Raw genomic sequence first — 24540 nt, forward strand, 5'->3', positions numbered from 1 at the left:
CGCCTCCCGGCGGCAGCCGGGGCAGATTACGGCGCCCCGGAGGCGGACCGAGCCCCCCGGAAAGGGGGGCCACGGCGGTGTGTCGCGGTGGTGCCTCACCTCGCCGCCCCGCGCTGCTCGCCCCGGGTGCGGGGCAGCGCGTGGCGCGGCGGGCTGGTGAGGGTGATCTGCCGCACCAGCTGGTGGAAGGAGACCAGCGCGGCGATCGGGGGAAGACCGGCCACGGCCATGCTGGGCGCGTTCTTCGGGGCGTGTGCGACGCACAGGAACACCGCGATGGTGGAGAAGAGCACCACCACGGCCCAGGAGTGCGCCGCGCCCCGCCGGTGCAGGGCGGCCCGCAGCACCGACAGCGAGGCGACCAGCCAGGGTCCGAAGACCAGCAGCGGCCACCACGCCGCCATGGACTCCGAGGTGCTCGGGGAGGCCAGGTAGCGCAGCGGGCGGTAGGAGATCATGCCGCCCAGCACGCTCAGCATGGCGACGATGACCGTGGTGACCGCCGCGAAGATCAGGCTCACCACATGCAGCCACGGCATCCTCGGCAGCCGGAACCGGACCCGGCGGCGCTTGCCGCGCCCGCGCACATGCGCGGGGGAGGGGGTGCGGAGGGCGGTGACCGGTCCGATGGGGCCGGTGCTCTGCCCCGGCTCCTCGGCGGAGGTGGTCTGGAGCAGCCGGGCCAGATCTCCCTCCAGGTCCCAGCGGCTCTCGATGGTCTCCGGATCGGGCAGCGGGAAAGGATTCATCTCGTAGTCGACGGCCGCCTCGAACCGCTCCCCGGGAGGGGGCGCGGGGGCGGGCCGGTGGCCGGTGGGAGGGGGCCCGTAGCCGCCCGGCCTCGGCTCGGTGTACGTCATGCCGTGACGCCCGGTTCCGTGGTGTCGGAGCGCTGGCGGAAGTCCGCCTCGATCCGGCCCAGCGCCCGGAGGAAGTCCTCCCACACTCTCGCGCGGTATGCGAGCGGATGGCGCTCGTTGTCACCCCCCTGGTCGCGGGGCCGGAACACGGGTTCGGCACCGGGGCGGGCGTGATCGGGTGGTTGCAGGCTGTCAGTGGTCACGTCCCCACCAACGACCGCTAAAATGGTGCAGTATCGCGGCATTCGGGTGAAACGCGCGCTGACTCGCGCAGTGTCTCGCAACAATTCCCCGCCGAGCGCCCCCGCGCGCAACGTCGCGACGGGGATGCGCAACCATGGTGCATTACGGCCGTCGGCGGACGGCTCATAGGGTCTTGCGCTGACGTGGAGTGGCGGGACCGGCTGCTCGGCGATTCCCACCTGCGGGTTTGCCCCCCGGGCACCCGTATGTCCGCAGTCGGTCGCCACCACCTGATGGCAGCGATAAAGGAGCCACCCAAGTGTTGGAGCACGGCGCAGCACCGCCCGCCACCCAGCAACCGGAATCAGACCCTCCGGTTGGCGGGCTGGGCGCCCGGCTGATGCGGCGCAAGCCGGTGGAGCGGCTGGTCGCCGAGGGTGGTCAGGGGGAGGGCGGGAGTCTGCGGCGCTCGATGGGCGTCTGGCAGCTCACCATGATCAGCATCGGTGCCACCCTGGGCACCGGTATTTTCGTGGTGCTCGGCGAGGCCGTACCGGACGCCGGGCCCGCGGTCGTCGTGTCCTTCGTCATAGCCGGGCTCACCGCGCTGTTCTCGGCGCTGTCGTACGCCGAGCTGGCGGGCACCATCCCCGTCTCCGGCTCCTCCTACTCCTATGCCTACGCCACCATGGGCGAGCTGATCGCCTGGGTCTGCGGCTGGTGTCTGATCCTCGAGTACGGCGTCTCGGTGGCGGCCGTCGCCGTCGGCTGGGGCGAGTACCTCAACGAACTGCTCGACGGAGCCTTCGGCGTCACCATCCCCGACGCCCTGGCCGCCCCGCCCGGGGACGGCGGGATCTTCAATCTGCCCGGTCTGCTGGTGGTCCTGCTGGCCATGGCGTTCCTGCTGGGCGGCGCCAGGGAGAGCGCCCGTGCCAACGCGATCATGGTGGGGGTGAAGATCGCGGCACTCGTCCTCTTCTGCGCGGTCGCCTTCACCGGGATACGGGCCGGCAACTACACCCCGTTCATGCCGCTGGGCATGGCGGGCGTCAGCGCCGCCGGCGCCACCCTCTTCTTCTCCTACATAGGCTTCGACGCCGCCTCCACGGCCGGTGAGGAGGCCAGGAACCCCCAGCGCGACCTGCCCCGCGCGATCATGTTCTCGCTGGTCATCGTGACCGCGCTCTACTGCCTGGTCGCCGCCGTGGCGGTGGGCGCCCTGCCGTGGCAGCGGTTCTCCGGCTCCGAGGCCGCGCTCGCCTCGATCATGAAGGACGTCACCGGGCAGAGCTTCTGGGCCGTGCTGCTCGCCGCCGGCGCGGTCGTCGCGATCGCCTCCGTGGTGCTGACCGTGCTCTACGGGCAGACCCGCATCCTCTTCGCGATGTCCCGGGACGGGCTGGTGCCCAAGGTCTTCTCCACGGTCCACGCCCGGACCGGGGTGCCCCGCGCCAACACCGTCATCGTCTCGCTCTTCTGCGGGGTCCTCGCCGCCGCGGTCCCGCTCGGCCAGCTCGCCGACGCCACCAGCATCGGCACCCTCTTCGCCTTCGCACTGGTCAACATCGCCGTCATCGTGCTGCGCCGGACCCGGCCGGCCATGGCCCGCACCTTCCGGGTGCCGCTGTCCCCGCTCTTCCCGCTGATCGGCTTCGCGCTGTGCCTGTGGATGATGGGCAGCCTGCGGGCAGTGACCTGGGTGGTCTTCGGCGGCTGGATGGCGGTCGGCCTTGTGCTGTACTTCGGGTACGGCATGCGCCGATCCCGACTGGCCACGGCAGAGAAGTGACTCCCCCGCAGTGCGACTGAACGATCTCGACGAACGCATCGTCCACGCCCTCGCCGAGGACGCCCGCCGCTCCTACGCCGACATCGGCGAGCTGGTCGGACTGTCCGCGCCCGCCGTCAAACGGCGGGTGGACCGGCTGCGCGCGGAAGGAGTCATCACCGGCTTCACGGTGCGGGTCGACCCGGCGGCGATGGGCTGGGAGACCGAGGGCTTCATCGAACTCTTCTGCCGCCACAACACCTCCCCGGCCGACATCCGCCGGGGGCTGTCCCGCTATCCCGAGGTGGTGTCCGCGTCGACCGTCACCGGTGACGCGGACGCCATCGTCCAGGTCTTCGCCTCCGACATGCGCCACTTCGAGCGGGTGCTGGAGCGGATCGCGGGGGAGGCGTTCGTGGAGCGCACGAAGTCGGTGCTGGTGCTGTCGCCCCTGCTGCGGCGGTTCAGCTCGGGGGCGCCCGCCTGAGCGCTCCGCCGGGCGTGGCCTGACCCGCTGTCGCCCGGCTGCGGTGCCGTCGTGGCGGGGCGCGCCCACCCGGGGGAGCCGCATCTCGGCCCGGCTCCGCGCCCCTGGGGCGCCCGGGGCGGGTGCTTGGGCGTTCCGTTGGACGTGGCCTGACGCGCCGTCGCCCGGCCGCGGTGCCGTCGTGGCGGGGTGCGCCCACCCGGGGGAGCCGCATCTTGGCACGGCCTGGTGCCCCGGGGGCCCGGGGCGGGTGCTTGGGCGTTCTGCTGGAACGTGGCCTGCCCCGCGGTTGCCTGGCCGCGGCGCCGTCGTGGCCGGGCGTGCCCACCCGGGGGAGCCGCATCTCGGCCCGGCCTGGCGCTCCGGGGCGGGTGCCGACAGCGGCGCCGTCCGCCCGGAGGGACGGCCCCGCGGCGTCCGGCGGGTGCGATCGCACGGCGGACGGCCCGCGCGGTCCTCGGATGGGGGCCGGAAGGGGGCCCTGCGCGTGCCAGGCGCCGCGAGGCAGGCGGACGTTCGCGACACGCGCCGCCCCGCCCGGTCCGGCCCCGCCCGGCCTCGCCCGGCCCCGCCTCGCCCCCGGGGCCGTCTCGCCGAGCTAGGCGGCCCCGGAGCACGCAACGAATCGCCGTGCGCCGTCCCCCCTACGTTATGAATCGACGCCGGACGCAAATGAAGTCGTCTTGTTGGCCGATCCGGAGGCAACGTACTGTTTTTATGCCCGTACTCATCCCCCCGAGGTCTGCCCATGCCGCCGCTGCGCACCGCTCTGCTCCAGAACTCCGGTCACCCCGGCGACCCCGCCCTCAACCTCAAGGTCCTCGACGAGGCCGCCGCCCGCGCGGCGGCCGACGGGGCCGGGCTGCTGGTCACCTCGGAGATGTTCCTCACGGGCTATGCCATCGGCGGCGGCGTACGGGAGCTGGCCGAGCCCGCCGACGGGCCGAGCGGCCGGGCCGTGGCCGAGATCGCCCGGAGCCACGGCCTGGCCGTCCTCTACGGCTACCCCGAGAGCCACGCGGGCGCCGTCCACAACTCCGCGCGGCTCGTCGGGCCGGACGGCGCCGAGCTGGCCAACTACCGCAAGACCCACCTCTACGGCTGCTTCGAACGGGACTCGTTCACCCCCGGTGAGACCCCCGTCGTCCAGGCCACCGTCGGCGAGCTGACCGTCGGCATCCTGATCTGCTACGACGTGGAGTTCCCGGAGAACGTACGGGCCCACGCCCTGGCCGGCACCGATCTGCTGCTGGTGCCCACCGCGCAGATGCACCCCTTCGAGTTCGTCGCCGAATCCCTGATCCCGGTACGGGCCTTCGAGAGCCAGATGTACATCGCGTACGTCAACCGCAGCGGACCGGAGGGCGAGTTCGACTTCATCGGTCTGAGCTGCCTGGCCGGGCCCGATGGCGCCACCTGTCTGCGGGCCGGCCGCGGTGAGGAACTCCTCCTCGGCGACGTCGCCCCCAAACTGCTGGCCACCTCGCGCCGGATCAACCCGTATCTGCGCGACCGCCGCCCCGGTCTGTACACCTCCCTCGGCTGATCCGGCCCCTGCCGCGCCCGCCCCACCCGTAACACCCAGCAGCAAGGAGTCCGTACTCCATGACGTCCACCGTGCCCACCGCCGTCCACGACGAGCAGGAAACACGAGGCCGGAACAGCCCGGACGCCCTCCCGCCGGTCACGATGTTCGGCCCGGACTTCCCCTACGCCTACGACGACTACCTCGCCCACCCGGCGGGCCTGGGCCAGATACCGGCGACCGAGCACGGCGCCGAGGTCGCGGTCGTCGGCGGCGGCCTGTCCGGCATCGTCACCGCGTACGAGCTGATGAAGATGGGCCTGTGGCCCGTGGTGTACGAGGCCGACCGGATCGGCGGACGGCTGCGCACCGTCGGCTTCGAGGGCTGCGACGACTCGCTGACCGCCGAGATGGGCGCGATGCGCTTCCCGCCGTCCTCCACCGCCCTCCAGCACTACATCGACCTGGTGGGCCTGACGACCGAGCCGTTCCCCAACCCGCTGGCCCCCGCCACCCCCTCGACCGTCGTCGACCTCAAGGGCGAGACCCACTACGCCCGCACCATCGACGACCTGCCGCCGGTCTACCGCGAGGTGGCCGACGCCTGGAGCGCCTGTCTGGAGGAGGGCGCGGACTTCTCCGACATGAACCGCGCCATCCGCGAGCGGAACGTCCCCCGGATCCGGGAGATCTGGTCGCGGCTGGTCGAGAAGCTGGACAACCAGACCTTCTACGGCTTCCTCTGCGACTCCCCGGCCTTCGCCTCCTTCCGCCACCGGGAGATCTTCGGCCAGGTCGGCTTCGGTACCGGCGGCTGGGACACCGACTTCCCCAACTCCATCCTGGAGATCCTGCGGGTCGTCTACACCGAGGCCGACGACCACCACCGCGGCATCGTCGGCGGCAGCCAGCAGCTTCCGCTGCGGCTGTGGGAGCGAGAGCCCGAGAAGATCGTCCACTGGCCCCAGGGCACCTCGCTGTCCTCGCTGCACGGCGGCGCGCCCCGTCCGGCGGTGACCCGGCTGCACCGGGCCGCGGGCGACCGCGTCGTGGTGACCGACGCCAGCGGTGACATCCGCTCGTACCGGGCGGTGGTCTTCACCGCGCAGTCCTGGATGCTGCTCTCCAAGATCGACTGTGATGACTCGCTCTTCCCGATCGATCACTGGACGGCGATCGAGCGCACCCACTACATGGAGTCCAGCAAGCTCTTCGTGCCGGTCGACCGGCCGTTCTGGCGGGACAAGGACGAGGCCACCGGCCGGGACCGGATGAGCATGACGCTCACCGACCGGATGACCCGCGGCACCTATCTGCTGGACAACGGCCCGGACCGGCCCGCCGTCATCTGCCTCTCCTACACCTGGTGCGACGACAGCCTCAAGTGGCTGCCGCTGTCGGCGAACGAGCGGATGGAGGTCATGCTCAAGTCGCTTTCGGAGATCTATCCACACGTCGACATCCGCAAGCACATCATCGGCAGCCCGGTCACCGTGTCCTGGGAGAACGAGCCCTATTTCATGGGCGCGTTCAAGGCCAACCTGCCCGGCCACTACCGCTACCAGCGCCGGCTGTTCACCCACTTCATGCAGGACCGGCTGCCGGCCGACAAACGGGGTGTCTTCCTCGCGGGCGACGACATCTCCTGGACGGCGGGCTGGGCCGAGGGCGCCGTCCAGACCGCGCTCAACGCGGTCTGGGGCGTCATGCACCGCTTCGGCGGCTCCACCGACCCGAAGAACCCCGGGCCGGGCGACGTGTACGACGAGATCGCGCCCGTCGAACTCCCCGAGGACTGAGCCGGTCCGGGGGGCTGTTTGGTACGTGCGGGTCGGGGGGCTGCTCGGCATCCGGGCCGTGGGGCTGCTTGGTATGCGCGGGCTGGGGGGTTGTTCGGCTCCCGGGCCCTGGGGCTGCTTGGTACGCGGGGGCCGTGGGGCTGTTCGGCATCCGGACCGGAGGGTCGCTCGGTATGCGCGGGCCGGGGGCTGCTCGGCTCCCGGTCCGGGGGCCGCTTGGTACGCGCGGCCCGTGGGCTGCTCGGCTCCCGGTCCGGGGGGCTGTTTGGTACGTGCGGGTCGGGGGGCTGTTCGGCATCCGGACCGTGGGGCTGCTCGGTACCCGGGCCGGGGGCTGCTCCGTACGCGCGGGCCGGGGGTCGCTCAGTACGCGGACGGCAGGGGGGTGAGCAGGAACCGTCCCACCAGGCCCACCGTGGCGTCGACCCGCTCCGCGAACTCCTCCGCCAGCTCCGGCAGTCCACGCAGCCCCCACAGCGCGCGGAACGCCGCCCACGCGGCATCCCTCGCCTTCTCCAGGCTCCACGAGCCCACCAGATGGGTCAGCGGATCGGCCACGTCGAGCAGGTCGGGGCCGGGCATCAGCTCCTCCCGGATCCGCTCCTCCATCCCCGTGAGCAGTGCGCCGATCCGGTCGAAGTCGCCCTCCAGGGCGTCCGGTTCGAGGTCCCGGGCCCGGCAGGTGTCCAGCAGCGCGAGCGCCAGGTCATGGCCGATATGGGCGTTGATCCCGGCCAGCGCGAACTGCACCGGACGGACCCCGGGGTGGCGCCGCAGCTGGAACAGCGGCCGCCAGCAGGCGGGCGGCCGTCCGCCCGCCGCCACCGTGTCGACCGCCGTCAGATAGCGCTCGGCGAACCGCACGTCCAGCTCCTCGGTGGCGGACGGGTCGTGGAAGTACCCGTCCGCGAGCCGTCGGCCGACCTCCTCGGTGACCGACAGGTACACCCCGTTGAAGACCGCCACCCCGTCCCCGGGCGGCAGCGCCGCGCCGAGCGCGCTCATGCGCGCCACGACGCTTCTCACGGTGCGCGGCGCGAGCCGCGAAGGCGTGGGCGTGGGCAGGGGCATGGGCATCGTCATGGACGCCAGGGTGGCAGCCCGGACGTAAGCCGTCCCGCCGTCCGCCGCCGCGTCCCCTGGACGGCTTAACGCCGCGTCAACCGGCGTATCACAGCGCCCCCGCGTCGCGCGCCGTCCACATCGACGCATATCGACGGATATCGACGGATATCGACGGATACAGCGTCCGCCAGCCCAGCTCGTCGCGCAGCCGGAGGCCCTGCTGAGCTCGGAACACGCCCAGCGGCTGATCGTCCACACCGCCCGCCCGGGCAGCGAGTCCGCCGAGCGGCTGGAGCTGCTGCGGGTGGTGGGGGCCTCCAGGATCTCGCCCCGCGAGAAGCGCTTCAGGGCCGCGGCGGCATTAGGGCTGCGGTGGCTTCAGGGCTGTGCAGGCCGCTCGCTGTCGTATGTGCTGGTGCCCGCGTCCAGCAGGGGCTCCTGCGGCTTCAGATGTGCCGGGGCCAGGGCGCGCAGAACGTGGTAGCCGAGCAGCACCACGATCGTGCCGAGCGCGATCCCGCCCAGCTCGAAGTTCTGGCTGATCTTCAGGCTGACGCCGCCGACGCCGATGATGACGCCCGCCGCGACCGGCACCAGGTTGAGCGGATTGCGCAGATCCACTGTGTTGTGCACCCAGATCTGCGCACCGAGCAGCCCGATCATGCCGTAGAGGATGACGGTGATCCCGCCCAGCACCCCGCCGGGCACCGCCGCCACCACCGCGCCGAACTTCGGGCACAGCCCGAAGAGCAGCGCGAAGCCCGCGGCCGCCCAGTACGCGGCGGTGGAGTACACCCGGGTGGCCGCCATGACGCCGATGTTCTCGGAGTACGTCGTGTTGGCCGGGCCGCCGACCGCCGTGGAGAGCACGGTGGCCGCGCCGTCCGCGGCGATCGCCGTGCCCAGCTGGTCGTCGAGCGGATCGTCGATCATCTCGCCGACCGCCTTCACATGCCCGGCGTTCTCGGCGATCAGCGCGATCACCACCGGCAGCGCCACCAGCACCGCCGACCAGTGGAAGCTCGGCGCGTGCAGGGACGGCAGGCCGATCCAGTCCGCCTTGGCCACACCGGACAGATCCAGCCGCCAGTGGTCGGTGACCCGCCCGCTGCCGCCGATGGAGTGGATCTTGCCGAAGACCCGGTCGAAGACCCAGGAGACCACATAGCCGAAGACCAGCCCCAGGAAGATCGCGATCCGCGACCAGAAGCCCCGCAGACAGACCACGGCCGCCCCGGTGACCAGCATCGTCAGCAGCGCGGTCCACTGATCGGCGGGCCAGTACGTCCCGGCGGTCACCGGTGCCAGGTTGAACCCGATCAGCATGACCACCGCGCCGGTCACCACCGGCGGCATCGCCGCGTGGATGATCCGCGCACCGAATTTCCGCACCGCCAGACCGCTCAGCAGCAGTACCCCGCCGACCACCAGGATCGCCCCGGTGACGGCCGCGCTGCCGCCGCCCTGCGCCCTGATCGCGGCGGCCACGCCGACGAAGGACAGGCTGCATCCCAGGTAGCTGGGGATCCGGCCGCGGGTCGCGAGCAGGAAGAGGATGGTCGCGACCCCGGACATCATGATCGCGAGGTTGGGGTCGAGCCCCATCAGCACCGGGGCGACGAAGCTCGCCCCGAACATGGCCACGACGTGCTGCGCGCCGAGCCCCGCCGTCCTCGGCCAGGACAGCCGCTCATCCGGCTTGACGACGGCGCCGGGGGCGGGGGTGCGCCCATCACCGTGCAGGGTCCAGCGCACGCCGAGGCCCATGACTGCTCCACTTCATCGCTGCGGGGAATCGCACCCATGTTAATTGGCCGAAAATATGCTCCCTGCGGCTCTCTGCGCGGACGGCCCCCGCGAAGCCCGCCGTGAAGTCCGTCGTGAAGCCCGCCGTGCAGCCCGCCGTGAAGTCCGTCGTGAAGCCCGCCGTGGAGTCCGTCGTGCAGTCCCCGGGCGGCGACCGTTCCTCGGCGCAGGTGGTCGGTCCGCCGAAGTCGCCCGGCCGTCACCGGGGGCCGGGCCCCGCCCCGCCCCGGCCGTCAGGGCAGCTTGGCCTGGGACGCGGACGGGTCGTGCCGCGGTGCCGCATCCGACGACGGCGTCCGCAGCACGCCCGCGCCCGCCACCAGGCCCAGCGCCAACGCGGTGACCAGGCAGAACGACATCGTGAGCGAGGTCAGGTTCGCGATCGAGCCGATCGCCGCCGGGGCGATCAGCCCCGAGGTGTACGTGATCGTGGCGACGCCCGCGATGGCCTGGCTCGGGGCCGGGCCGCTGCGCCCCGCGGCGGCGAAGGCCAGCGGCACCACGACCGCGATGCCCATGCCGATGAGGCCGAACCCGGTGATGGCCAGGGCGGGGCCGGGCGCGGCGATGACGAGGACGCCGCCGGTGGTGGCCAGAACACCGCCCGCCCGTACCGTCCGCGTCGCGCCGAAGCGGCCCACGACCGCGTCCCCGATGAGCCGGGCGCCGGCCATCGTGCAGGAGAAGGCGGTGGTGCAGGCGGCGGCGACGCCGGGGGAGGAGTCCAGGACGTCCCGCAGATAGACCGCCGACCAGTCCAGGCTCGCCCCCTCGGCGAAGACCGCGCAGAACCCCACCGCGCCGATGATCAGCGCGGAGCGGGGCGGCAGGGCGAACCGGGGCGGCGGACGCTCCTCGGGCGCGCTGCGCAGATCGAGGACCCAGTGGCAGGCCACCGCCCCGAGCACGGTGAGGGCCGCGGCGGCGATGCCGAGGTGGAGCCGGGCGTCGGACTCGGCGTGCGCGGCGATCGTGCCCGCCGCCGAGCCGGTGAGCGCGCCCACACTCCACATGCCGTGCAGCCCGGACATGATCGAACGGCCGAGCCGGTTCTCGATCTCCACGCCGAGGGCGTTCATGGCGACGTCGGACATCCCGGAGGTGGCGCCGTAGAGGAAGAGCACACCGCACAGCCAGACCAGACCGGGGCTGAGCGGAGGCATCACCAGCCAGGCGGTCCACAGGGCGAGCAGCCCGCGCAGCGCCGTGCGGGCGCCGAAGCGATGGCTGATCCGCCCAGCCAGGGGCATCGCGAACGAGGCCCCGAGGGCGGGGAAGGCGAGCGCGAGTCCGAGCTGACCGGCGCTGAGGTCCAGCCGCTCCTGGATCCAGGGGATGCGGGTGGCGAAGCTGCCGGTCACCGCGCCGTGCACGGCGAACACCGCCGCGACGGCCACCCGTGCCCGCCGTACCGGGCGCATCCCGGACGCCTCGGGTTCCTTGAGCCTGCCCATACCTGTCGCACCCTCCCCGTAGCGCGCCCCGTAACCCATGGTCCCGGCCCATGGTCCCAGCGGAAACTATCAGGAAGGGTCCCTGATAGATAGGGCCCTTTCCGCGGCCTTCTGGAAGGATCCCGGTATGACCTCGACGAGCGTGTCCGTAACGGGCCGTACCGCCTCCCCGAGCACGGCGCGGGTCATCAACGACCGCCTCGCCCTGCACCTGCTCAAGGACAAGGGCCCGCTCACCGCGGGGCAGCTCAAGTCGCTGACCGGTCTGTCCCGTCCCACCATCGCGGACCTCGTCGAGCGGCTGCGGCGGACCGGGCTGGTGGCGGTCGTGGGGGAGGCCGGGGCGGAGCGCCGGGGGCCCAACGCCCGGGTGTACGGGATCGTCGCCGACAGCGCGCATGTGGCCGGGGTCGACGTCCGTACGGACAGCGTCGCCGTATGCGTGGCCGATCTGCTGGGCCGGACGCTGGCCGAGGAGTCGCTGCCGGTGGCCCCGGACACCGACCCGGCGCGGACCGTGACGGCCGCGGTGGCCCTGGTGGCGGGGGCGGCCGAGCGGGCCGGGGCGGCGCGGCTGCACCACATCGGCATCGGGGTGCCCGGTCTCATCGACCCCGCCACCGGTGAGCTCAACGCCACCAGCGGGCTGCCCTCCTGGCACCGGGAGCTGGCCACCGCGCTGCACGGCGGCCTCGCGGCGCCGGTGCTGCTGGAGAACGAGGTCAATCTGGCGGCCGTCGCCGAACAGCGGCTGGGCGCGGTGCGCGACCGCGACACCTTCGTCCTGCTGTGGCTCGGCCATGGCGTCGGCGCGGCCGTGGTGCTCGACCGGGTGCTGCGGCGCGGTGCGTCGGGCGGCACCGGCGAGATCGGCTTTCTGCCGGTGCCGGGCACCTCGGGGCTGCCCTCCGCCACCGGCTGCGACGGCGGGTTCCACTCCCTGGTGAGCAGCGCCGCGGTCTGCGAACTCGCCCAGGAACACGGGCTGGAGGCCGCGGCGGGTGACCAGGCCGGACGCGGGGACGGCACGGAGGGCGCCGGTGCGGCGGAGGCGGCGATACGCGCGGCCCTGGGGGCGGGGGAGCGGGGCGAACCGTTTCTGGACGCCCTGGCGGCCCGTATCGCGGTGGGTGTCGCCGCGATCTGCGCGGTGCTCGACCCGGGGTGCGCGGTGCTCGGCGGCGAGGTGGGCCGGGCCGGGGGCGAAGAGCTGGCCCGCCGCGTGGAGGAGCGGGTCGCCCGGCTGTCACCGCTGCGGACGCGGGTGCGCGCGGGGGTGGTGGGCGGCGGCGGGGTGCTGCGGGGCGCCGTACTGACGGCGCTGGACGCGACGCAGAACGAGCTGTTCGGCGCCCCATAGCCCCGCCAGCCGCGGCCCCCGGGGGCCGCATATCCGGGAGGCCGGGGCTGTTGTGGGCCGCGCGCCCGGGACCTGTGGGCACTGCGCCCCGCGTGGAGCCCTGGAGTAGCCCTGGATCAGTGGAGCACTGCAGCAATGGAACCCTGGAGCAGTGGAGCAACGGACACCATCGCGCGGGGGCGAATGCCTCACCGGGTGAGCGAGGCCACATCGGGCTCGCCTCCCACCTGCGCCGATGGCCATGGCACACTGGGGCCGTACCAGTGACGTCAGCGCACTCCGGGGTCGGTGAAAATCCGAACCGGCGGTTACAGTCCGCGACCCGTCCGCTGCCAGCGGCCGGTTGACCAGGTGAAATTCCTGGACCGACGGTGAAAGTCCGGATGGGAGGCAGTGCGCGGCGGTAGCGACATCACCGGTGCGCCGCCTCGGTGCGGTCCGCTCCTTCGCAGCGGACCCCGTGCCGGACCCGGCGTTCCGGCGACGGCGTTTCCGCTTCCGTGTCATGTCGACAGCCCCGGAGTCCGTGCCCGAAGAGGCAGGAGGACCCGGTGGCCACCGCAGCCGAAGCCCACGCGATGCGCCGTGCCGTCGCGCTCGCCGCCCGCGGCCTCGGCCACACCAGCCCCAACCCCGTCGTCGGCTGCGTCATCCTGGACGCCGGGGGCCGCGTCGCGGGCGAGGGCTGGCACCAGCGGGCCGGCGGTCCGCACGCCGAGGTCCACGCGCTGCACGCGGCGGGCGAGCGGGCCCGCGGTGGCACCGCCCTCGTCACCCTCGAACCCTGCGACCACACCGGCCGCACCGGCCCCTGCTCCCAGGCCCTGATCAGCGCCGGGGTCGCCCGCGTCCGCTACGCCGTCGCCGACCCCACCGCACAGGCCCGGGGCGGCGCCGCCACCCTCGCCGCCGCCGGGATCGAGGTGGCGGCCGGGCTGCTGGCCCAGGAGGCCGAGGCGGTCAACGAGCCCTGGCTGACCGCGATGCGCCGGGGCCGCCCCTTCGTGCTGTGGAAGTACGCCGCGACCCTGGACGGGCGCAGCGCCGCCGCCGACGGCACCAGCCGGTGGATCACCTCTCCCGCCTCCCGCGCCGATGTCCACCGGCTGCGCGCGGAGGCCGACGCCGTCGTCGTCGGCTCCGGCACGCTGCGCGCCGACGATCCCCACCTGGCCGTACGCGGCCGGGAGGGGGTCACCCAGCCGCTGCGGGTGGTCCTGGACACGCGCGCCACCGTCAAGCCCGGCGCCCGGGTCCTGGACGACGCCGCGCCCACGCTGATCGCCGTGGCCGAGGACGCCGACACCGCCCATCTGCGGCGGCTGCCGGGTGTGCGGACCGTACGGCTGCCGCGTGCCGGGACCGGTCTCCAGATCCCCGCGCTGCTGGCCGAACTGCACGGCCGCGGGGTGCGCTCGGTCCTGCTGGAGGGCGGACCCACCCTCGCCGGCGCGTTCCTCGCCGCGGGCGCCGTCGACAAGGTCGTCGGCTATCTCGCGCCGGTCCTGCTCGGCGCGGGCCCCGCCGCCCTCGCCGACGCCGGAATCACCACCATCACCCAGGCGTTGCGCCTCGAGACGACCGATGTCACCCGGCTCGGCCCCGATCTGCGCGTCACCGCCACCCCCACAGCCCCCGCCCCTCTCGCCGAGGAGAACTGAAGTGTTCACCGGAATTGTCGAAGAACTGGGTGAGATCGTCGCCATCGAGAACCTGGGTGACGCGTCCCGCTTCCAGGTGCGCGGCCCCGTCGTCACCGAAGGGGCGAAGCACGGCGACTCCATCGCCGTCAACGGCGTCTGTCTCACCGTCGTCGACATCATCGGGGACGCGGAGGGCACCCGCTTCACCGCCGATGTGATGGCCGAGACCCTGGACCGCTCCAGCCTCGGCGCGCTCGGCGTCGGCTCCCGGGTCAACCTGGAGCGCCCCATGGCGCTCGGTGGGCGGCTCGGCGGCCACCTCGTGCAGGGCCATGTGGACGGCACCGGCACCATCGTGGAGCGCAAGCTCTCCGAGCACTGGGAGATCGTGAAGATCTCGCTGCCCGGCGAACTGAGCCGCTACGTCGTCGAGAAGGGCTCCATCACGGTCGACGGCGTCAGCCTCACCGTCGTCGACGCGGGCCCCGACTACTTCACCGTCAGCCTCATCCCGACGACCCTCGCGCTCACCACGCTCGGGGTCAAACAGTCCGGGGACCCGGTCAACCTCGAGGTGGACGTGCTCGCCAAGTACGTCGAGCGGCTGCTGGGACGGGACGGCGGCGCCCGGGACCAGGAGGTCACCCCATGAGCGCCGCACCCGCGGCCGCCGGGCCGCACCTGGTGACGATGCTCGCGCCGCTGCGCCGCGCGGGTGGAGAAGCGAGTGAAAGGCACACCTCATGAGCGAGCCGTACACGGCCACCACATCGCGTCCGAGCGGCTCGGCCGCCTCCCTGCGCGCCGCGCAGTGGCCGGGTGAACCGGCGCTGGACCCCATCGAGCGGGCCATCGCCGAGATCGCCGCGGGCCGCCCCGTCGTGGTCGTGGACGACGAGGACCGGGAGAACGAGGGCGACCTCGTCGCCGCCGCCGAGACGATCACCCCCGAGATCGTCGCCTTCATGATGAACGAGTGCCGCGGACTCATCTGCGCCCCCATGGAGGGCGCCGAGCTGGACCGGCTCCGGCTGCCGCAGATGGTCGAGGAGAACACCGAGTCCATGCGGACCGCGTTCACCGTCTCGGTCGACGCCACCGCCGAACACGGCGTCAGCACCGGTATCTCCGCCGCCGACCGGGCCACCACCCTGCGGCTGCTGGCCGACCCGGCCACCACCCCCGGTGACCTCGTGCGGCCCGGCCACGTCTTCCCGCTGCGCGCCCGCCCCGGCGGCGTGCTCGCCCGCGACGGCCACACCGAGGCCGGGGTCGACCTCGCCCGGCTGGCCGGACTGCGCCCGGCGGCCGTGATCTGCGAGATCGCGGGGGAGGACGGGGTGATGCTGCGCCTGCCCGACCTGGTCGCGTTCGCCCGCAAGCACGACCTGGCGATCGTCTCCATCGCCGATCTGATCGCCTACCGCAAGCCCGCCGAGCCGCTGGTGCGGCGGGAGGCCGAGACCCGGTTGCCCACCGCCTTCGGCGACTTCCGGGCGTACGGCTACCGCGCGACCGACGGCGTCGAGCACATCGCGCTGGTCCAGGGCGAGCTGGGGGACGGCGAGGACGTGCTGGTCCGGGTGCACTCCGAATGCCTCACCGGCGATGTCTTCCACTCGCTGCGCTGCGACTGCGGCCCCCAGCTGCACGCCGCCCTGGAGCGGGTCACCGCCGAGGGCCGTGGCGTCGTCCTGTATCTGCGCGGCCACGAGGGGCGCGGTATCGGACTGCTGTCCAAGCTGCGCGCCTACGAGCTCCAGGAGCTGGGCCGGGACACCCTGGACGCCAACCTGGAACTCGGACTGCCCGCCGACGCGCGGGACTACGCCGCGGGCGCGGAGATCCTCGCCGACCTCGGCGTGCGCTCGCTGCGGCTGATGACCAACAACCCGGAGAAGACCACGTCGCTGGTCAGGCACGGGCTGCGGGTCACCGGCCGGGAGCCGATGCCCGTCCAGGCCGGGGAGCACAACCTCCGCTACCTCCGGACGAAGCGGGACCGGATGGGGCATGACCTGCCCTGGCTGGACGGCGACCGCGCCGAGCCCATATCGGCCTGCGGCAACCAGTAGCGATTCCCCCAGCTGCACCTACGCATATCCACCCACCACTGTCCACCCACCACCCAAGACACCGAGGAGAGACGTGAGCGGTAAGGGCGCCCCCGAACTGTCCGTGAAGAACTGCGGGGACCTGCGCGTCGCCGTCATCGCCGCACAGTGGCACCAGAAGGTGATGGACGGGCTGCTCGACGGCGCCCTGCGCGCGCTCCGGGAGCTGGGCATCGACGAGCCCACCGTGCTGCGGGTGCCGGGCAGTTTCGAACTGCCGGTCGTCGCCAAGGTGCTCGCGGGCCGCGGCTACGACGCGATCGTGGCCCTGGGCGTGGTCATCCGCGGCGGCACCCCGCACTTCGACTATGTCTGTCAGGGTGTCACCCAGGGACTGACCCAGGTCAGCGTGGACACCGGGGTCCCCGTCGGTTTCGGCGTGCTGACCTGCGACACCGAGGAGCAGGCGCTCGACCGGGCCGGGCTCGAGGGATCCAGCGAGGACAAGGGCCACGAGGCGGTCACCGCGGCCGTCGCCACCGCCACCACCCTGCGGTCGGTCGCCGAGCCCTGGCGCTGAGCCGCGCCGCGGACCCCCAGTAGGATGGCGGACACCATGTCCAAGAAGACGTTCGAGGAGCTGTTCACCGAGCTCCAGCAGAAGGCCGCCACGGCCGATCCCGCCACTTCCCGCACCGCCGAGCTGATCCGGTCCGGCGTGCACACGATCGGCAAGAAGGTCGTGGAGGAGGCCGCCGAGGTGTGGATGGCCGCCGAGTACGAGAGCGACGAGGCGACCGCGGAGGAGATCTCCCAGCTTCTGTACCACCTTCAGGTGATGATGGTCGCCAAGGGGCTGACCCTCGACGACGTCTACGCCCACCTCTGACCCGTTCGCATCCCGCCGCCCCCGCCGCCCCCGCCGCCCCCGGCGATCGGCCCGCAACCCCGGGCCACCGCCACCGAGTCACCGAACTACCGAAGGAAAGAGCACTCATGCTGCGCATCGCCGTCCCCAACAAGGGTTCACTGTCCGAGCCTGCGTCGGCGATGCTCCATGAGGCGGGCTACCGGCAGCGCAAGGACCGCAGGGAGCTGGTCCTCGTCGACGCCGACAACGGCGTGGAGTTCTTCTTCCTGCGCCCCCGCGACATCGCCGTGTACGTGGGCTCCGGCCGGCTCGACATCGGTATCACCGGCCGTGACCTGCTGCTGGACTCCGGCTCCCAGGCCGAGGAGATCATGCAGCTCGGCTTCGCCGGGTCCACCTTCCGCTACGCCACCCGCCCCGGCACGGCGAAGGACGTCAGCGAGTTCGGCGGCATGACCGTGGCCACCTCCTTCTCCGGCCTGGTCACCAAGCACCTCGCCGACAACGGGGTGGACGCCGACGTGGTCCACCTCGACGGTGCGGTGGAGACCGCCATCCAGCTCGGCGTCGCCGAGGTCATCGCGGATGTGGTCGAGACCGGCACCACCCTGCGCAACGCCGGGCTGGAGATCATCGGCGAGCCCATCCTGGAGTCCGAGGCGGTCGTCATCCGCCGCACCGGCGCCCCCACCGACGACCCCAAGGTCCAGCAGTTCCTCCGCCGGATGCAGGGCGTCCTGGTCGCCCGGCGCTACGTGATGATGGACTACGACATCCGGGTGGAGCAGGTGGAGCGCGCCGTGGCGCTCACCCCGGGTCTGGAGTCGCCCACCGTCTCCCCGCTGCACCACGAGGGCTGGGTCGCGGTCCGCTCGATGGTTCCCACGAAGGACGCCCAGCGGATCATGGACGAGCTCTACGACCTGGGGGCGCGGGCCATCCTCACCACGGGCATCCACGCCTGCCGCCTCTGACGGTCCGGGCCTCCGTGCCCGATATCGTGCGGTTCCACCGGTTTCAAGTGACTCCTATCCATTTACCCGTTTCTCTCCCTTGAGAGGCCGACCCTCACGTGTCCGCCGCCGCGCCCCCGCCCGCCCTGCCCGTCACCTTCCGGCCGACCAGGACCCGGGCCGTCCTGCTGACCGTCGGCGTCGCCGTCCTGGTCGTCCTCACGGCCGTCGCCCTGCTGCTGGAGCGGCTGGGGCCGGGCGAGCGGGCCAGCTTCATCGTCACCGGACTGCTGTTCTTCGGGGTGCTGACACTGCTCAGCCGCCCCAAGGTGGTGGCCGACGAGGGCGGGGTGACCGTGATCAACCTCACCACCAGGCGCCGGCTGGAGTGGGCGGAGGTGCTCCGGGTCAATCTGCGCCCCGGCGACCCCTGGGTCTATCTGGACCTCGCCGACGGCACCAGCCTGCCCGCGATGGGCATCCAGCCGGGCATCGCCAAGGCGCGGGCCATCAGCGACGCACGCGCCCTGCGCGCGCTCGCCGAGCGGCACGGCACCGGCCGCGCCGCGGACTGAGCCGTCCGGCCGGGCCCGGCCGCCCCCGCCGTGCCGAGCCGCCCCGTCACGTCCGCTCCTGCCGTGCCGGGCCGCCCCGCCACGTCCGCCCCGCCCCTGCCGGGCGGGTCCCCCGGAGCCGTCCGGTGCGTCGATCGGCACTCCAACGGCGCGAGGGGCCTGCCCGTCACACGCCATCCTTGATTACCCTGTTGCCGGGGCCGAACGGTGCCCCGCCCCGCCTCTTGCTGAGCGCACGCCCCCGTGCGCTCCGGTGGGCTCCCCTGCGACCCGAGGAGTGACTCCCTCCGCAGATGGACGGATCGTCCTGTAGTACCTGCGCCGCCGCCGACTCCGGGGCGGCGGCATGAGCATCACCCTGTCCCTCCTGCTGCTTTCCGCGGCACTTGTCCTGATCCTCGCCAACGGCTTCTTCGTGGCCGCCGAATTCGGCCTGGTCACCGTCGAGCGGCCGGAAGCCGAGCGAGCCGCCGACGAGGGCGACCGGCGCGCCCGCACCGTCGTCGAGGCGCTGCGCGAGCTGTCCTTCCAGCTCTCCGGAACCCAACTCGGCATCACCATCACCTCGCTGATCGTCGGCATGCTCGCCGAGCCCGCGCTCGGCCATCTGCTGACCGCCCCGCTGACGGCGGTCGGGCTGCCGCACGGCGCCGTCTCCGGAGTCGCCGTCGTCCTCGGCATGCTGCTGGCCTCCGCCGTCCAGATGGTCATCGGCGAGCTGGTGCCCAAGAACTGGGCGGTCTCCCGGCCGCTGCAGGTCGCCCGCTTCGTCGCGGGCCCGCAGTACGCCTTCGCCCACTTCTTCCGGCCCGTGATCGCCCTGCTCAACACCGTCGCCAACCGGCTGGTGCGGGCGCTGGGCGTCGAGCCCACCGAGGAGCTCGCCTCCGCCCGCACCCCCGGCGAGCTGGTCTCGCTCGCCCGCCACTCGGCGCGGGCCGGCGCGATCGAGCAGGACACCGCCGACCTGTTCGTGCGGACCCTCGCCCTGGGCGAGCTGACCGCCCAGCATGTGATGACCCCGCGGGTGCGGGTCAGCGCGCTGCACTCCTCGGCGACCGCCGTGGATGTGCTCAATCTCACCCGGGCCACCGGGCTGTCCCGCTTCCCCGTCTACCGCAACCGGCTGGACGAGGTCATCGGGATGGTGCACCTCAAGGACGCCCTCGCGGTGCCCGCGCAGGACCGGCTGCGCACCCCCGTCGGCCGTATCGCCCAGCCCCCGCTGCTGGTCCCCGAGACGCTGCCGGTCCAGCCGCTGCTGGAGCGGCTGCGCAGCGAGCAGCCGATAGCCGTCGTCGTCGACGAGTACGGCGGCACGGCCGGTGTGGTCACCCTGGAGGACATCGTCGAGGAGCTGGTCGGCGAGGTGCGCGACGAGCACGACGACGCGGCCGCGGAGATCCCCGACCTGGTGCAGACCGTCACCGAGGACGGCCGCCCCGCGTGGGACGCCGACGGCGGCTGCCGCGTCGACGCCCTGCGCCGGATCGGCCTCGACGCGCCCGACGGGCCGTACGAGACCGTGGCCGGGCTGGTGGCCGATCTGCTGGCCCGGATCCCCGTCCCCGGCGACACCGCCGAGCTGCCCGGCTGGACGCTGTACGTCCGGCAGGTCGGCCACCACCGGGCGGAGCTGGTGCGCATCGTCCGCACGAAGCCGGGTACGCCGCCAGGGCACACCAGTGCCGAGGCCGCGGCCCGGGAGGAGGACGGACGATGAGTCTGGTACAGCTTCTTTTCGCCGCCCTGCTGGTCCTCGCCAACGGCTTCTTCGTGGGCGCCGAGTTCGCCCTGGTCTCGGTGCGCCGCAGCCAGATCGAGCCGCGTGCGGCCGAGGGCTCCGGGCGCGCCCGTACGGTGCTGACGGGCCTGGAGAACCTGCCGCAGATGATGGCGGCCGCGCAGTTCGGCATCACCGTCTGCTCGCTGACCCTCGGCGCGGTCGCCGAGCCGACCGTCGCCCATCTGCTGGAGCCGGTCTTCCACGCCGTCCACCTGCCCGAGCAGCTGGTGCACCCGCTCGGCTACGCCATAGCGCTCGCCGTGGTGGTCTGCCTCCACCTGGTCATCGGGGAGATGGTGCCCAAGAACCTGGCCATGGCGGCGCCGGACAGGACCGCGCTGTGGCTCGGCCCCGGCCTCGTCGCCTTCGCCCGGCTGTGCCGTCCGGTCACCGCGCTGCTGGGGGCCTGCGCCCGGCTGGTGCTGCGGCTGTTCCGGGTGGAGCCCAAGGACGAGATCGAGGCCGTCTTCACCAGCGAGCAGCTGACCCATCTGGTGGAGGACTCCCGGCAGGCCGGTCTGCTCGACCCCGGTGAGCACGAGCGGCTCGCGGACGCCCTGGAGCTGGGCAGCCGCCCGGTCACCGACGTTCTCCTGGACCCGGCGGGCCTGGTCACCGTCGACCCCTCGGTCACCCCCCGGCAGATCGAGGAGCTGACCGTGCGGACCGGCTACTCGCGCTTCCCGGTGCGCGACCCCGGTGGCGCCTTCATGGGCTATCTGCACGTGAAGGACGTCCTGGAGCTGGAGTTCCCGGAGCGGGCGGTGCCGCAGCGGCTCTGGCACCCGATCGAAACGCTGCGCGCGGAGCTTCCGCTGGACGACGCGCTCACCGCGATGCGCCGGGCCGCCTCCCATCTGGCGGCGGTCGCCGACGCGTCCGGCACGGTGCTGGGGCTGGTCGCCCTGGAGGACGTGCTGGAGAAGCTGGTCGGCGAGGTCCACGACCCCGCCCACCGCGGCGAGGGCCCCGGCCGGGTGGCCGGACAGCGGAGCGAGCCGACGACCCCGGCGGACGAACCGGCGATGGTCGCGCGGTGAGCCCCACTGCGGGGTGAGCCCGACTGCGGGGCAGCCCCACCGCGAGGTGAGCCCGACAGCGGGACAGCCCCACCGCGAGGTGAGCCCGACTGCGGGGCAACCCCACCGTGGGGGTAAGCCCTACCGAGGGCTGAGCCCCACTGCGAGGTGACCCCCACCGCCGCAGTGAGCCCTACAGCGAGGTAGCCCCACAGCGGGGGTAAGCCCCACCGCGGGGCGAGCCCCGGGGCGCGGTAGGCGCTACAGCGGGGGGTCCTGGGGGTCGCGGTACATCGGACCGCGGCCGGACAGGACCTCCCCGTACGCCTGCATCAGATCCGGCAGCCGCAGCGTGGCCAGGTCCTCGCGGGACGGGGTGCCGGTCCAGCCGGAGAGCCGCAGATCGCGGTAGGCGCAGCTCTTCTCGTACAGCGTGCGCAGGAACCGGCCGTTCCCCAGCTCGTCGATCCAGCCCTGGTCCACCACATGGCCGCTGATGCTGCGCAGCTCCTCCACGGACTCCTCGTCCCACACGTCCCCGTTCTCCGCGGCCAGCACCTGACCGATCCGGGTCAGCTCCAGCGGGCGGTAGCTGGGGAAGTCGACGCGCGTGGTGAAGCGCGAGCTGAGGCCGGGGTTGGCGGCCAGCAGCCGGTCCATGCCCTCGGGGTAGCCGGCCAGGATCACCACGAGCCGGTCGCGGTTGTCCTCGGCGCGCTTGAGCAGCACCTGGAGCGCCTCGTCGCCGTACGCGTCGCCCTTGCTGTAGCCGGAGTTGGACAGGCTGTACGCCTCGTCGACGAAGAGCACCCCGCCGAGCGCCGAGTCGATCAGCTCATTGGCCTTCACCGCCGTCTGGCCCAGGTACTCGCCGACCAGATCGGCGCGCCCGGCCTCCACCAGATGGTCGCCGCCGAGCAGCCCGAGCGCGTAGAAGACCCGGCCCAGGATGCGGGCCACGGTGGTCTTGCCGGTGCCGGAGGGGCCGGAGAAGACGAAGTGGCGCTTGGGCGGCTGGACCGGCAGGCCCTGCCCGGCGCGCAGCCGCGCCATATGGAGCTGGGCCGACAGGGCCCGCACCTGCCGCTTGACCGGCTCCAGACCGACCATGCGCTCCAGCTCCCGCAGCGCGCTCTCCAGCAGCACCGGATCGGAGGGGCCGGGCTGGGACGGCGGACCGGACCGCTCCCGCGTGGAGCCCGCGCCCACCACGGCCGGGCCCATCAGCGGCGGCCCCTCGGGTCCCTCGCCCGCGGCCCGCGGATCGCGGCCGTCGGCGGGCAGCGGATCGGCGGGGTCGGTGGCGGTGGCGTCCCGGCCGTCCGCGTCCTGGCCGCCGGCCCCGGCCAGCGAGACGGCGGCCAGATCCGCGGGCTCGTCCAGCCCGTCGGACTCGGCTATCGCCGCCAGCCGCGCCGAGGTGTCCATGAAGGCGGAGTCGATGCGGTGCACCGCGCGGTAGAGGGGGAGCGCGGCGGCGCTGCGCCCGGTGCCCTCGTGGGCGCGGGCCAGCCAGTAGCGCAGCTCCTTGCGCTGGGGCTGTTCGCTGCGACAGCGCATCAGGGCGGCGGCCAGCAGCGGTTCGGCCTGGCTGTACATCTCCAGCCGGACCCGCGCCATGCCCGCGAACAGACCCGCCTCGATGCCCAGGAACGGATCGTCCAGCAGCGGCTCGGTGTGGCGCACCAGCTGCTCCCAGTCCTTGACCAGGTAGGCGCGGCAGGCGTGCAGGAAACGGGCCTGGGGGTCGGCCTCCACCGGAGGGCAGCCGGCCAGCGCCCGGTCCAGCTCGGGGACGTGCCGGCCGTCGAGCCAGTGCGAGGCGTGGGCGAGCAGCAGGTCCCGGCTGGTCTCCAGCACCGGCTGGACCCACCAGCCGAGCCAGTACCAGGAGTTGAGGGTGCGGCGGTGGCGGGCGCGCTGCTCGCCGAAGCGGTCGCGGTGCCGGTACATCCGCAGCAGCGCGGTCGCCGTGTCGGCCCGCAGGGCGTGCAGCCCCAGCCAGGCGTCGGCCATTCCGGGATCGAGCCGCGTCGCGGTCCGGAACTCCTCCTCGGCCTGTCCGTACGCGCCCATCGTGTAGGCGTCGACGGCTCGCAGCCAGGCGAGGTCGGCCGGGGCGTGCGAACTGTGCGTGCCGAAATCCATCACGTCCCCCACAACCCCTGCCCCCGTGGATGCCGCAGGGGCGACTGCCCCTTTCGCATCGTACCTGCGCAGGCCGCATGGGCCGAGGGTGCCGCACTGTTGTTCGTCGCAATACGACAAGATCGAGCGGGTGTGCGCGCGGGCGTGCGGGGGCGCGCGGAGCCCGGCACCGTTGGTCACCCAGGGTGAGCGAAGCCGGACAGGACGAAGCCCCCGATCACGGGGGAACAACCGGGGGCTTCGCGTTGTGGGACGACTCGTACGAGTCGCACATTGAGAACGTAAGACCTGTATGGGCCCCAGGTCAAGCCGAGTTGGGGGGCGCGTCACGCCTCGGGTGCGGGGGCCGCCCCGGTCGGCCGCATCGGCTCACGCTGTGTGAGGCCCAGGGCCGTTTCCGTCGATCGCCGCAGGCCCCGGTAGCACCTCATACCCCTCTTTTCGCTGGAGTACCAACTCTCCGGCATACGGACGGGAGGGATCGTCGGCGAAATGGGCCCGCTCGGCCGGCCGCCACCCGTCCCAGAACGCGGCCAGCTCCGGGCCGTCCCGCAGCCGGCCGCGCCGCCAGGAGTCCCGGTCGGGCAGCTCCATCCACAGCAACCGGGCCAGCCACGGGCGCACCGCGCGGCGGCCGCTGCCCACCCCCTCCAGCAGCACGACCGGCGCGGGGTCGAGCCGCCGCCGGGTCGCGGCGAAGCGGCGCTCCACCCAGTCGTACGGGGCGTAGCGCGCGGCCGTGCCCCGGGCGAGCGGGGTGAGGACGTGGGTCCGCAGCCGCTCCGTCCAGCCGAAGAGCTGCTCATGGGTGGCGAAGTCGTCCGTGTGCAGCACCGGCGCGCCGCCGAGCGCCTCGGCGAGCCGCCCGGCGAAGGTGGTCTTCCCGGAACCGGCGTGGCCGTCGACCGCGACCAGCCGGACCGGCCCGCAGGACGGCGGCAGCGCGCGCAGACGCCGCGCCAGCGCGTCGAGGGTGCCCACCGGTTGAGTCCGCATCGGGACCACCATACGGCCCCTTCCGCGCGTTCACTCCATTGGTCCACACCAATATTGACGGCGCGGCGCCGGGGGAATCACTGGCCTGAGAACACCCGCAGCGGCCATAGTTGTGCGACTGTCGCGCACCCGCCGCCCATTGGACTGGACGACGACTGGGGGAACCCGCATGACCAGATCCGGAC

General features: G+C 73.0%; 22 protein-coding genes and 1 riboswitch. Of the genes, 14 read left to right on the plus strand and 8 right to left on the minus strand.

Annotated features, from left to right (window positions below; translation table 11 throughout):
• Positions 1 to 95 precede the first annotated feature (95 nt).
• A complete protein-coding gene (locus AXW62_RS04035) occupies positions 96 to 860 on the minus strand; it encodes a DUF2637 domain-containing protein (RefSeq protein ID WP_060943268.1) in 765 nt (254 codons plus the stop codon).
• Positions 857 to 1063 (minus strand): hypothetical protein, encoded by a 207-nt coding sequence (locus tag AXW62_RS04040; RefSeq protein WP_060943269.1) that lies wholly within the window; start codon positions 1061 to 1063, stop codon positions 857 to 859. The genes AXW62_RS04035 and AXW62_RS04040 overlap by 4 nt, the downstream gene beginning before the upstream one ends.
• 299 nt (positions 1064 to 1362) lie before the next feature.
• Here AXW62_RS04040 and AXW62_RS04045 point away from each other — a divergent pair, with 299 nt between their 5' ends.
• The 4 genes from AXW62_RS04045 to AXW62_RS04060 all read left to right on the plus strand — a co-directional run bounded on the left by AXW62_RS04045 (position 1363) and on the right by AXW62_RS04060 (position 6625).
• The gene (locus AXW62_RS04045) at positions 1363 to 2835 is read left to right on the plus strand and encodes an amino acid permease (protein ID WP_060943270.1); all 1473 of its coding nucleotides are present in this window, start codon (positions 1363 to 1365) and stop codon (positions 2833 to 2835) included.
• Positions 2836 to 2845: 10 nt separating this feature from the next.
• Positions 2846 to 3301, plus strand: a complete 456-nt coding sequence (locus AXW62_RS04050; protein WP_030826619.1) for an Lrp/AsnC family transcriptional regulator — start codon at positions 2846 to 2848, stop codon at positions 3299 to 3301.
• 748 nt (positions 3302 to 4049) lie between these two features.
• Complete coding sequence (locus AXW62_RS04055; protein WP_030826615.1) at positions 4050 to 4847, plus strand: carbon-nitrogen hydrolase family protein; 798 nt, start codon at positions 4050 to 4052, stop codon at positions 4845 to 4847.
• A 59-nt stretch (positions 4848 to 4906) separates the two neighbouring features.
• Entirely contained in the window at positions 4907 to 6625 is a 1719-nt protein-coding gene (locus tag AXW62_RS04060; protein ID WP_060943271.1) for a flavin monoamine oxidase family protein, read from the plus strand.
• A gap of 363 nt (positions 6626 to 6988) precedes the next feature.
• Here AXW62_RS04060 and AXW62_RS04065 read toward each other — a convergent pair whose 3' ends face one another.
• The 4 genes from AXW62_RS04065 to AXW62_RS04075 all read right to left on the minus strand — a co-directional run bounded on the left by AXW62_RS04065 (position 6989) and on the right by AXW62_RS04075 (position 10950).
• On the minus strand, positions 6989 to 7702 hold the full coding sequence (locus tag AXW62_RS04065; RefSeq protein WP_060943287.1) for a DUF5995 family protein: 714 nt from the start codon (positions 7700 to 7702) through the stop codon (positions 6989 to 6991).
• Positions 7703 to 7796: 94 nt separating this feature from the next.
• A complete protein-coding gene (locus tag AXW62_RS43745) occupies positions 7797 to 7946 on the minus strand; it encodes a hypothetical protein (protein ID WP_159060809.1) in 150 nt (49 codons plus the stop codon).
• Positions 7947 to 8068: 122 nt separating this feature from the next.
• Entirely contained in the window at positions 8069 to 9457 is a 1389-nt protein-coding gene (locus tag AXW62_RS04070) for a uracil-xanthine permease family protein (protein ID WP_060943272.1), read from the minus strand.
• A 272-nt stretch (positions 9458 to 9729) separates the two neighbouring features.
• Positions 9730 to 10950 carry an MFS transporter gene (locus tag AXW62_RS04075; protein ID WP_060943273.1) on the minus strand — a complete coding sequence of 407 codons (1221 nt, stop codon included), beginning with the start codon at positions 10948 to 10950 and terminating at the stop codon, positions 9730 to 9732.
• Positions 10951 to 11077: 127 nt separating this feature from the next.
• On the opposite strand from AXW62_RS04075, the gene AXW62_RS04080 reads away from it, so the two are divergent.
• The 10 genes from AXW62_RS04080 to AXW62_RS04125 all read left to right on the plus strand — a co-directional run bounded on the left by AXW62_RS04080 (position 11078) and on the right by AXW62_RS04125 (position 21232).
• Positions 11078 to 12310, plus strand: a complete 1233-nt coding sequence (locus tag AXW62_RS04080; protein WP_060943274.1) for an ROK family transcriptional regulator — start codon at positions 11078 to 11080, stop codon at positions 12308 to 12310.
• Between the two features lie 270 nt (positions 12311 to 12580).
• A riboswitch (FMN riboswitch) is annotated at positions 12581 to 12711 on the plus strand.
• Between the two features lie 150 nt (positions 12712 to 12861).
• The gene (gene ribD, locus AXW62_RS04085) at positions 12862 to 13971 is read left to right on the plus strand and encodes a bifunctional diaminohydroxyphosphoribosylaminopyrimidine deaminase/5-amino-6-(5-phosphoribosylamino)uracil reductase RibD (protein ID WP_060943275.1); all 1110 of its coding nucleotides are present in this window, start codon (positions 12862 to 12864) and stop codon (positions 13969 to 13971) included.
• Position 13972: 1 nt separating this feature from the next.
• Positions 13973 to 14605, plus strand: coding sequence for a riboflavin synthase (locus tag AXW62_RS04090; RefSeq protein WP_060943276.1), 633 nt, complete (start codon positions 13973 to 13975; stop codon positions 14603 to 14605).
• Between the two features lie 91 nt (positions 14606 to 14696).
• Complete coding sequence (locus AXW62_RS04095; RefSeq protein WP_060943277.1) at positions 14697 to 16028, plus strand: bifunctional 3,4-dihydroxy-2-butanone-4-phosphate synthase/GTP cyclohydrolase II; 1332 nt, start codon at positions 14697 to 14699, stop codon at positions 16026 to 16028.
• Between the two features lie 73 nt (positions 16029 to 16101).
• Entirely contained in the window at positions 16102 to 16587 is a 486-nt protein-coding gene (ribH, locus tag AXW62_RS04100) for a 6,7-dimethyl-8-ribityllumazine synthase (RefSeq protein WP_060943278.1), read from the plus strand.
• A 36-nt stretch (positions 16588 to 16623) separates the two neighbouring features.
• On the plus strand, positions 16624 to 16896 hold the full coding sequence (locus tag AXW62_RS04105) for a phosphoribosyl-ATP diphosphatase (RefSeq protein ID WP_455681603.1): 273 nt from the start codon (positions 16624 to 16626) through the stop codon (positions 16894 to 16896).
• 107 nt (positions 16897 to 17003) lie between these two features.
• The gene (gene hisG / locus AXW62_RS04110) at positions 17004 to 17852 is read left to right on the plus strand and encodes an ATP phosphoribosyltransferase (RefSeq protein WP_060943279.1); all 849 of its coding nucleotides are present in this window, start codon (positions 17004 to 17006) and stop codon (positions 17850 to 17852) included.
• A gap of 98 nt (positions 17853 to 17950) precedes the next feature.
• Complete coding sequence (locus AXW62_RS04115) at positions 17951 to 18406, plus strand: PH domain-containing protein (RefSeq protein WP_030826576.1); 456 nt, start codon at positions 17951 to 17953, stop codon at positions 18404 to 18406.
• A gap of 346 nt (positions 18407 to 18752) precedes the next feature.
• The gene (locus AXW62_RS04120) at positions 18753 to 20129 is read left to right on the plus strand and encodes a hemolysin family protein (RefSeq protein WP_252368493.1); all 1377 of its coding nucleotides are present in this window, start codon (positions 18753 to 18755) and stop codon (positions 20127 to 20129) included.
• Positions 20126 to 21232 (plus strand): hemolysin family protein, encoded by a 1107-nt coding sequence (locus AXW62_RS04125; protein WP_060943280.1) that lies wholly within the window; start codon positions 20126 to 20128, stop codon positions 21230 to 21232. Before AXW62_RS04120 ends, AXW62_RS04125 begins: the two co-directional genes overlap by 4 nt.
• A gap of 240 nt (positions 21233 to 21472) precedes the next feature.
• Here the strand turns inward: AXW62_RS04125 and AXW62_RS04130 are convergent, their stop codons facing one another.
• Positions 21473 to 23359, minus strand: a complete 1887-nt coding sequence (locus AXW62_RS04130) for an AAA family ATPase (protein WP_060943281.1) — start codon at positions 23357 to 23359, stop codon at positions 21473 to 21475.
• A gap of 369 nt (positions 23360 to 23728) precedes the next feature.
• The gene (locus AXW62_RS04135) at positions 23729 to 24355 is read right to left on the minus strand and encodes a uridine kinase family protein (protein ID WP_060943289.1); all 627 of its coding nucleotides are present in this window, start codon (positions 24353 to 24355) and stop codon (positions 23729 to 23731) included.
• Positions 24356 to 24540 lie beyond the last annotated feature (185 nt).

Source organism: Streptomyces hygroscopicus subsp. hygroscopicus (assembly GCF_001553455.1).
Taxonomy (GTDB): Bacteria; Actinomycetota; Actinomycetes; order Streptomycetales; family Streptomycetaceae; genus Streptomyces; species Streptomyces hygroscopicus.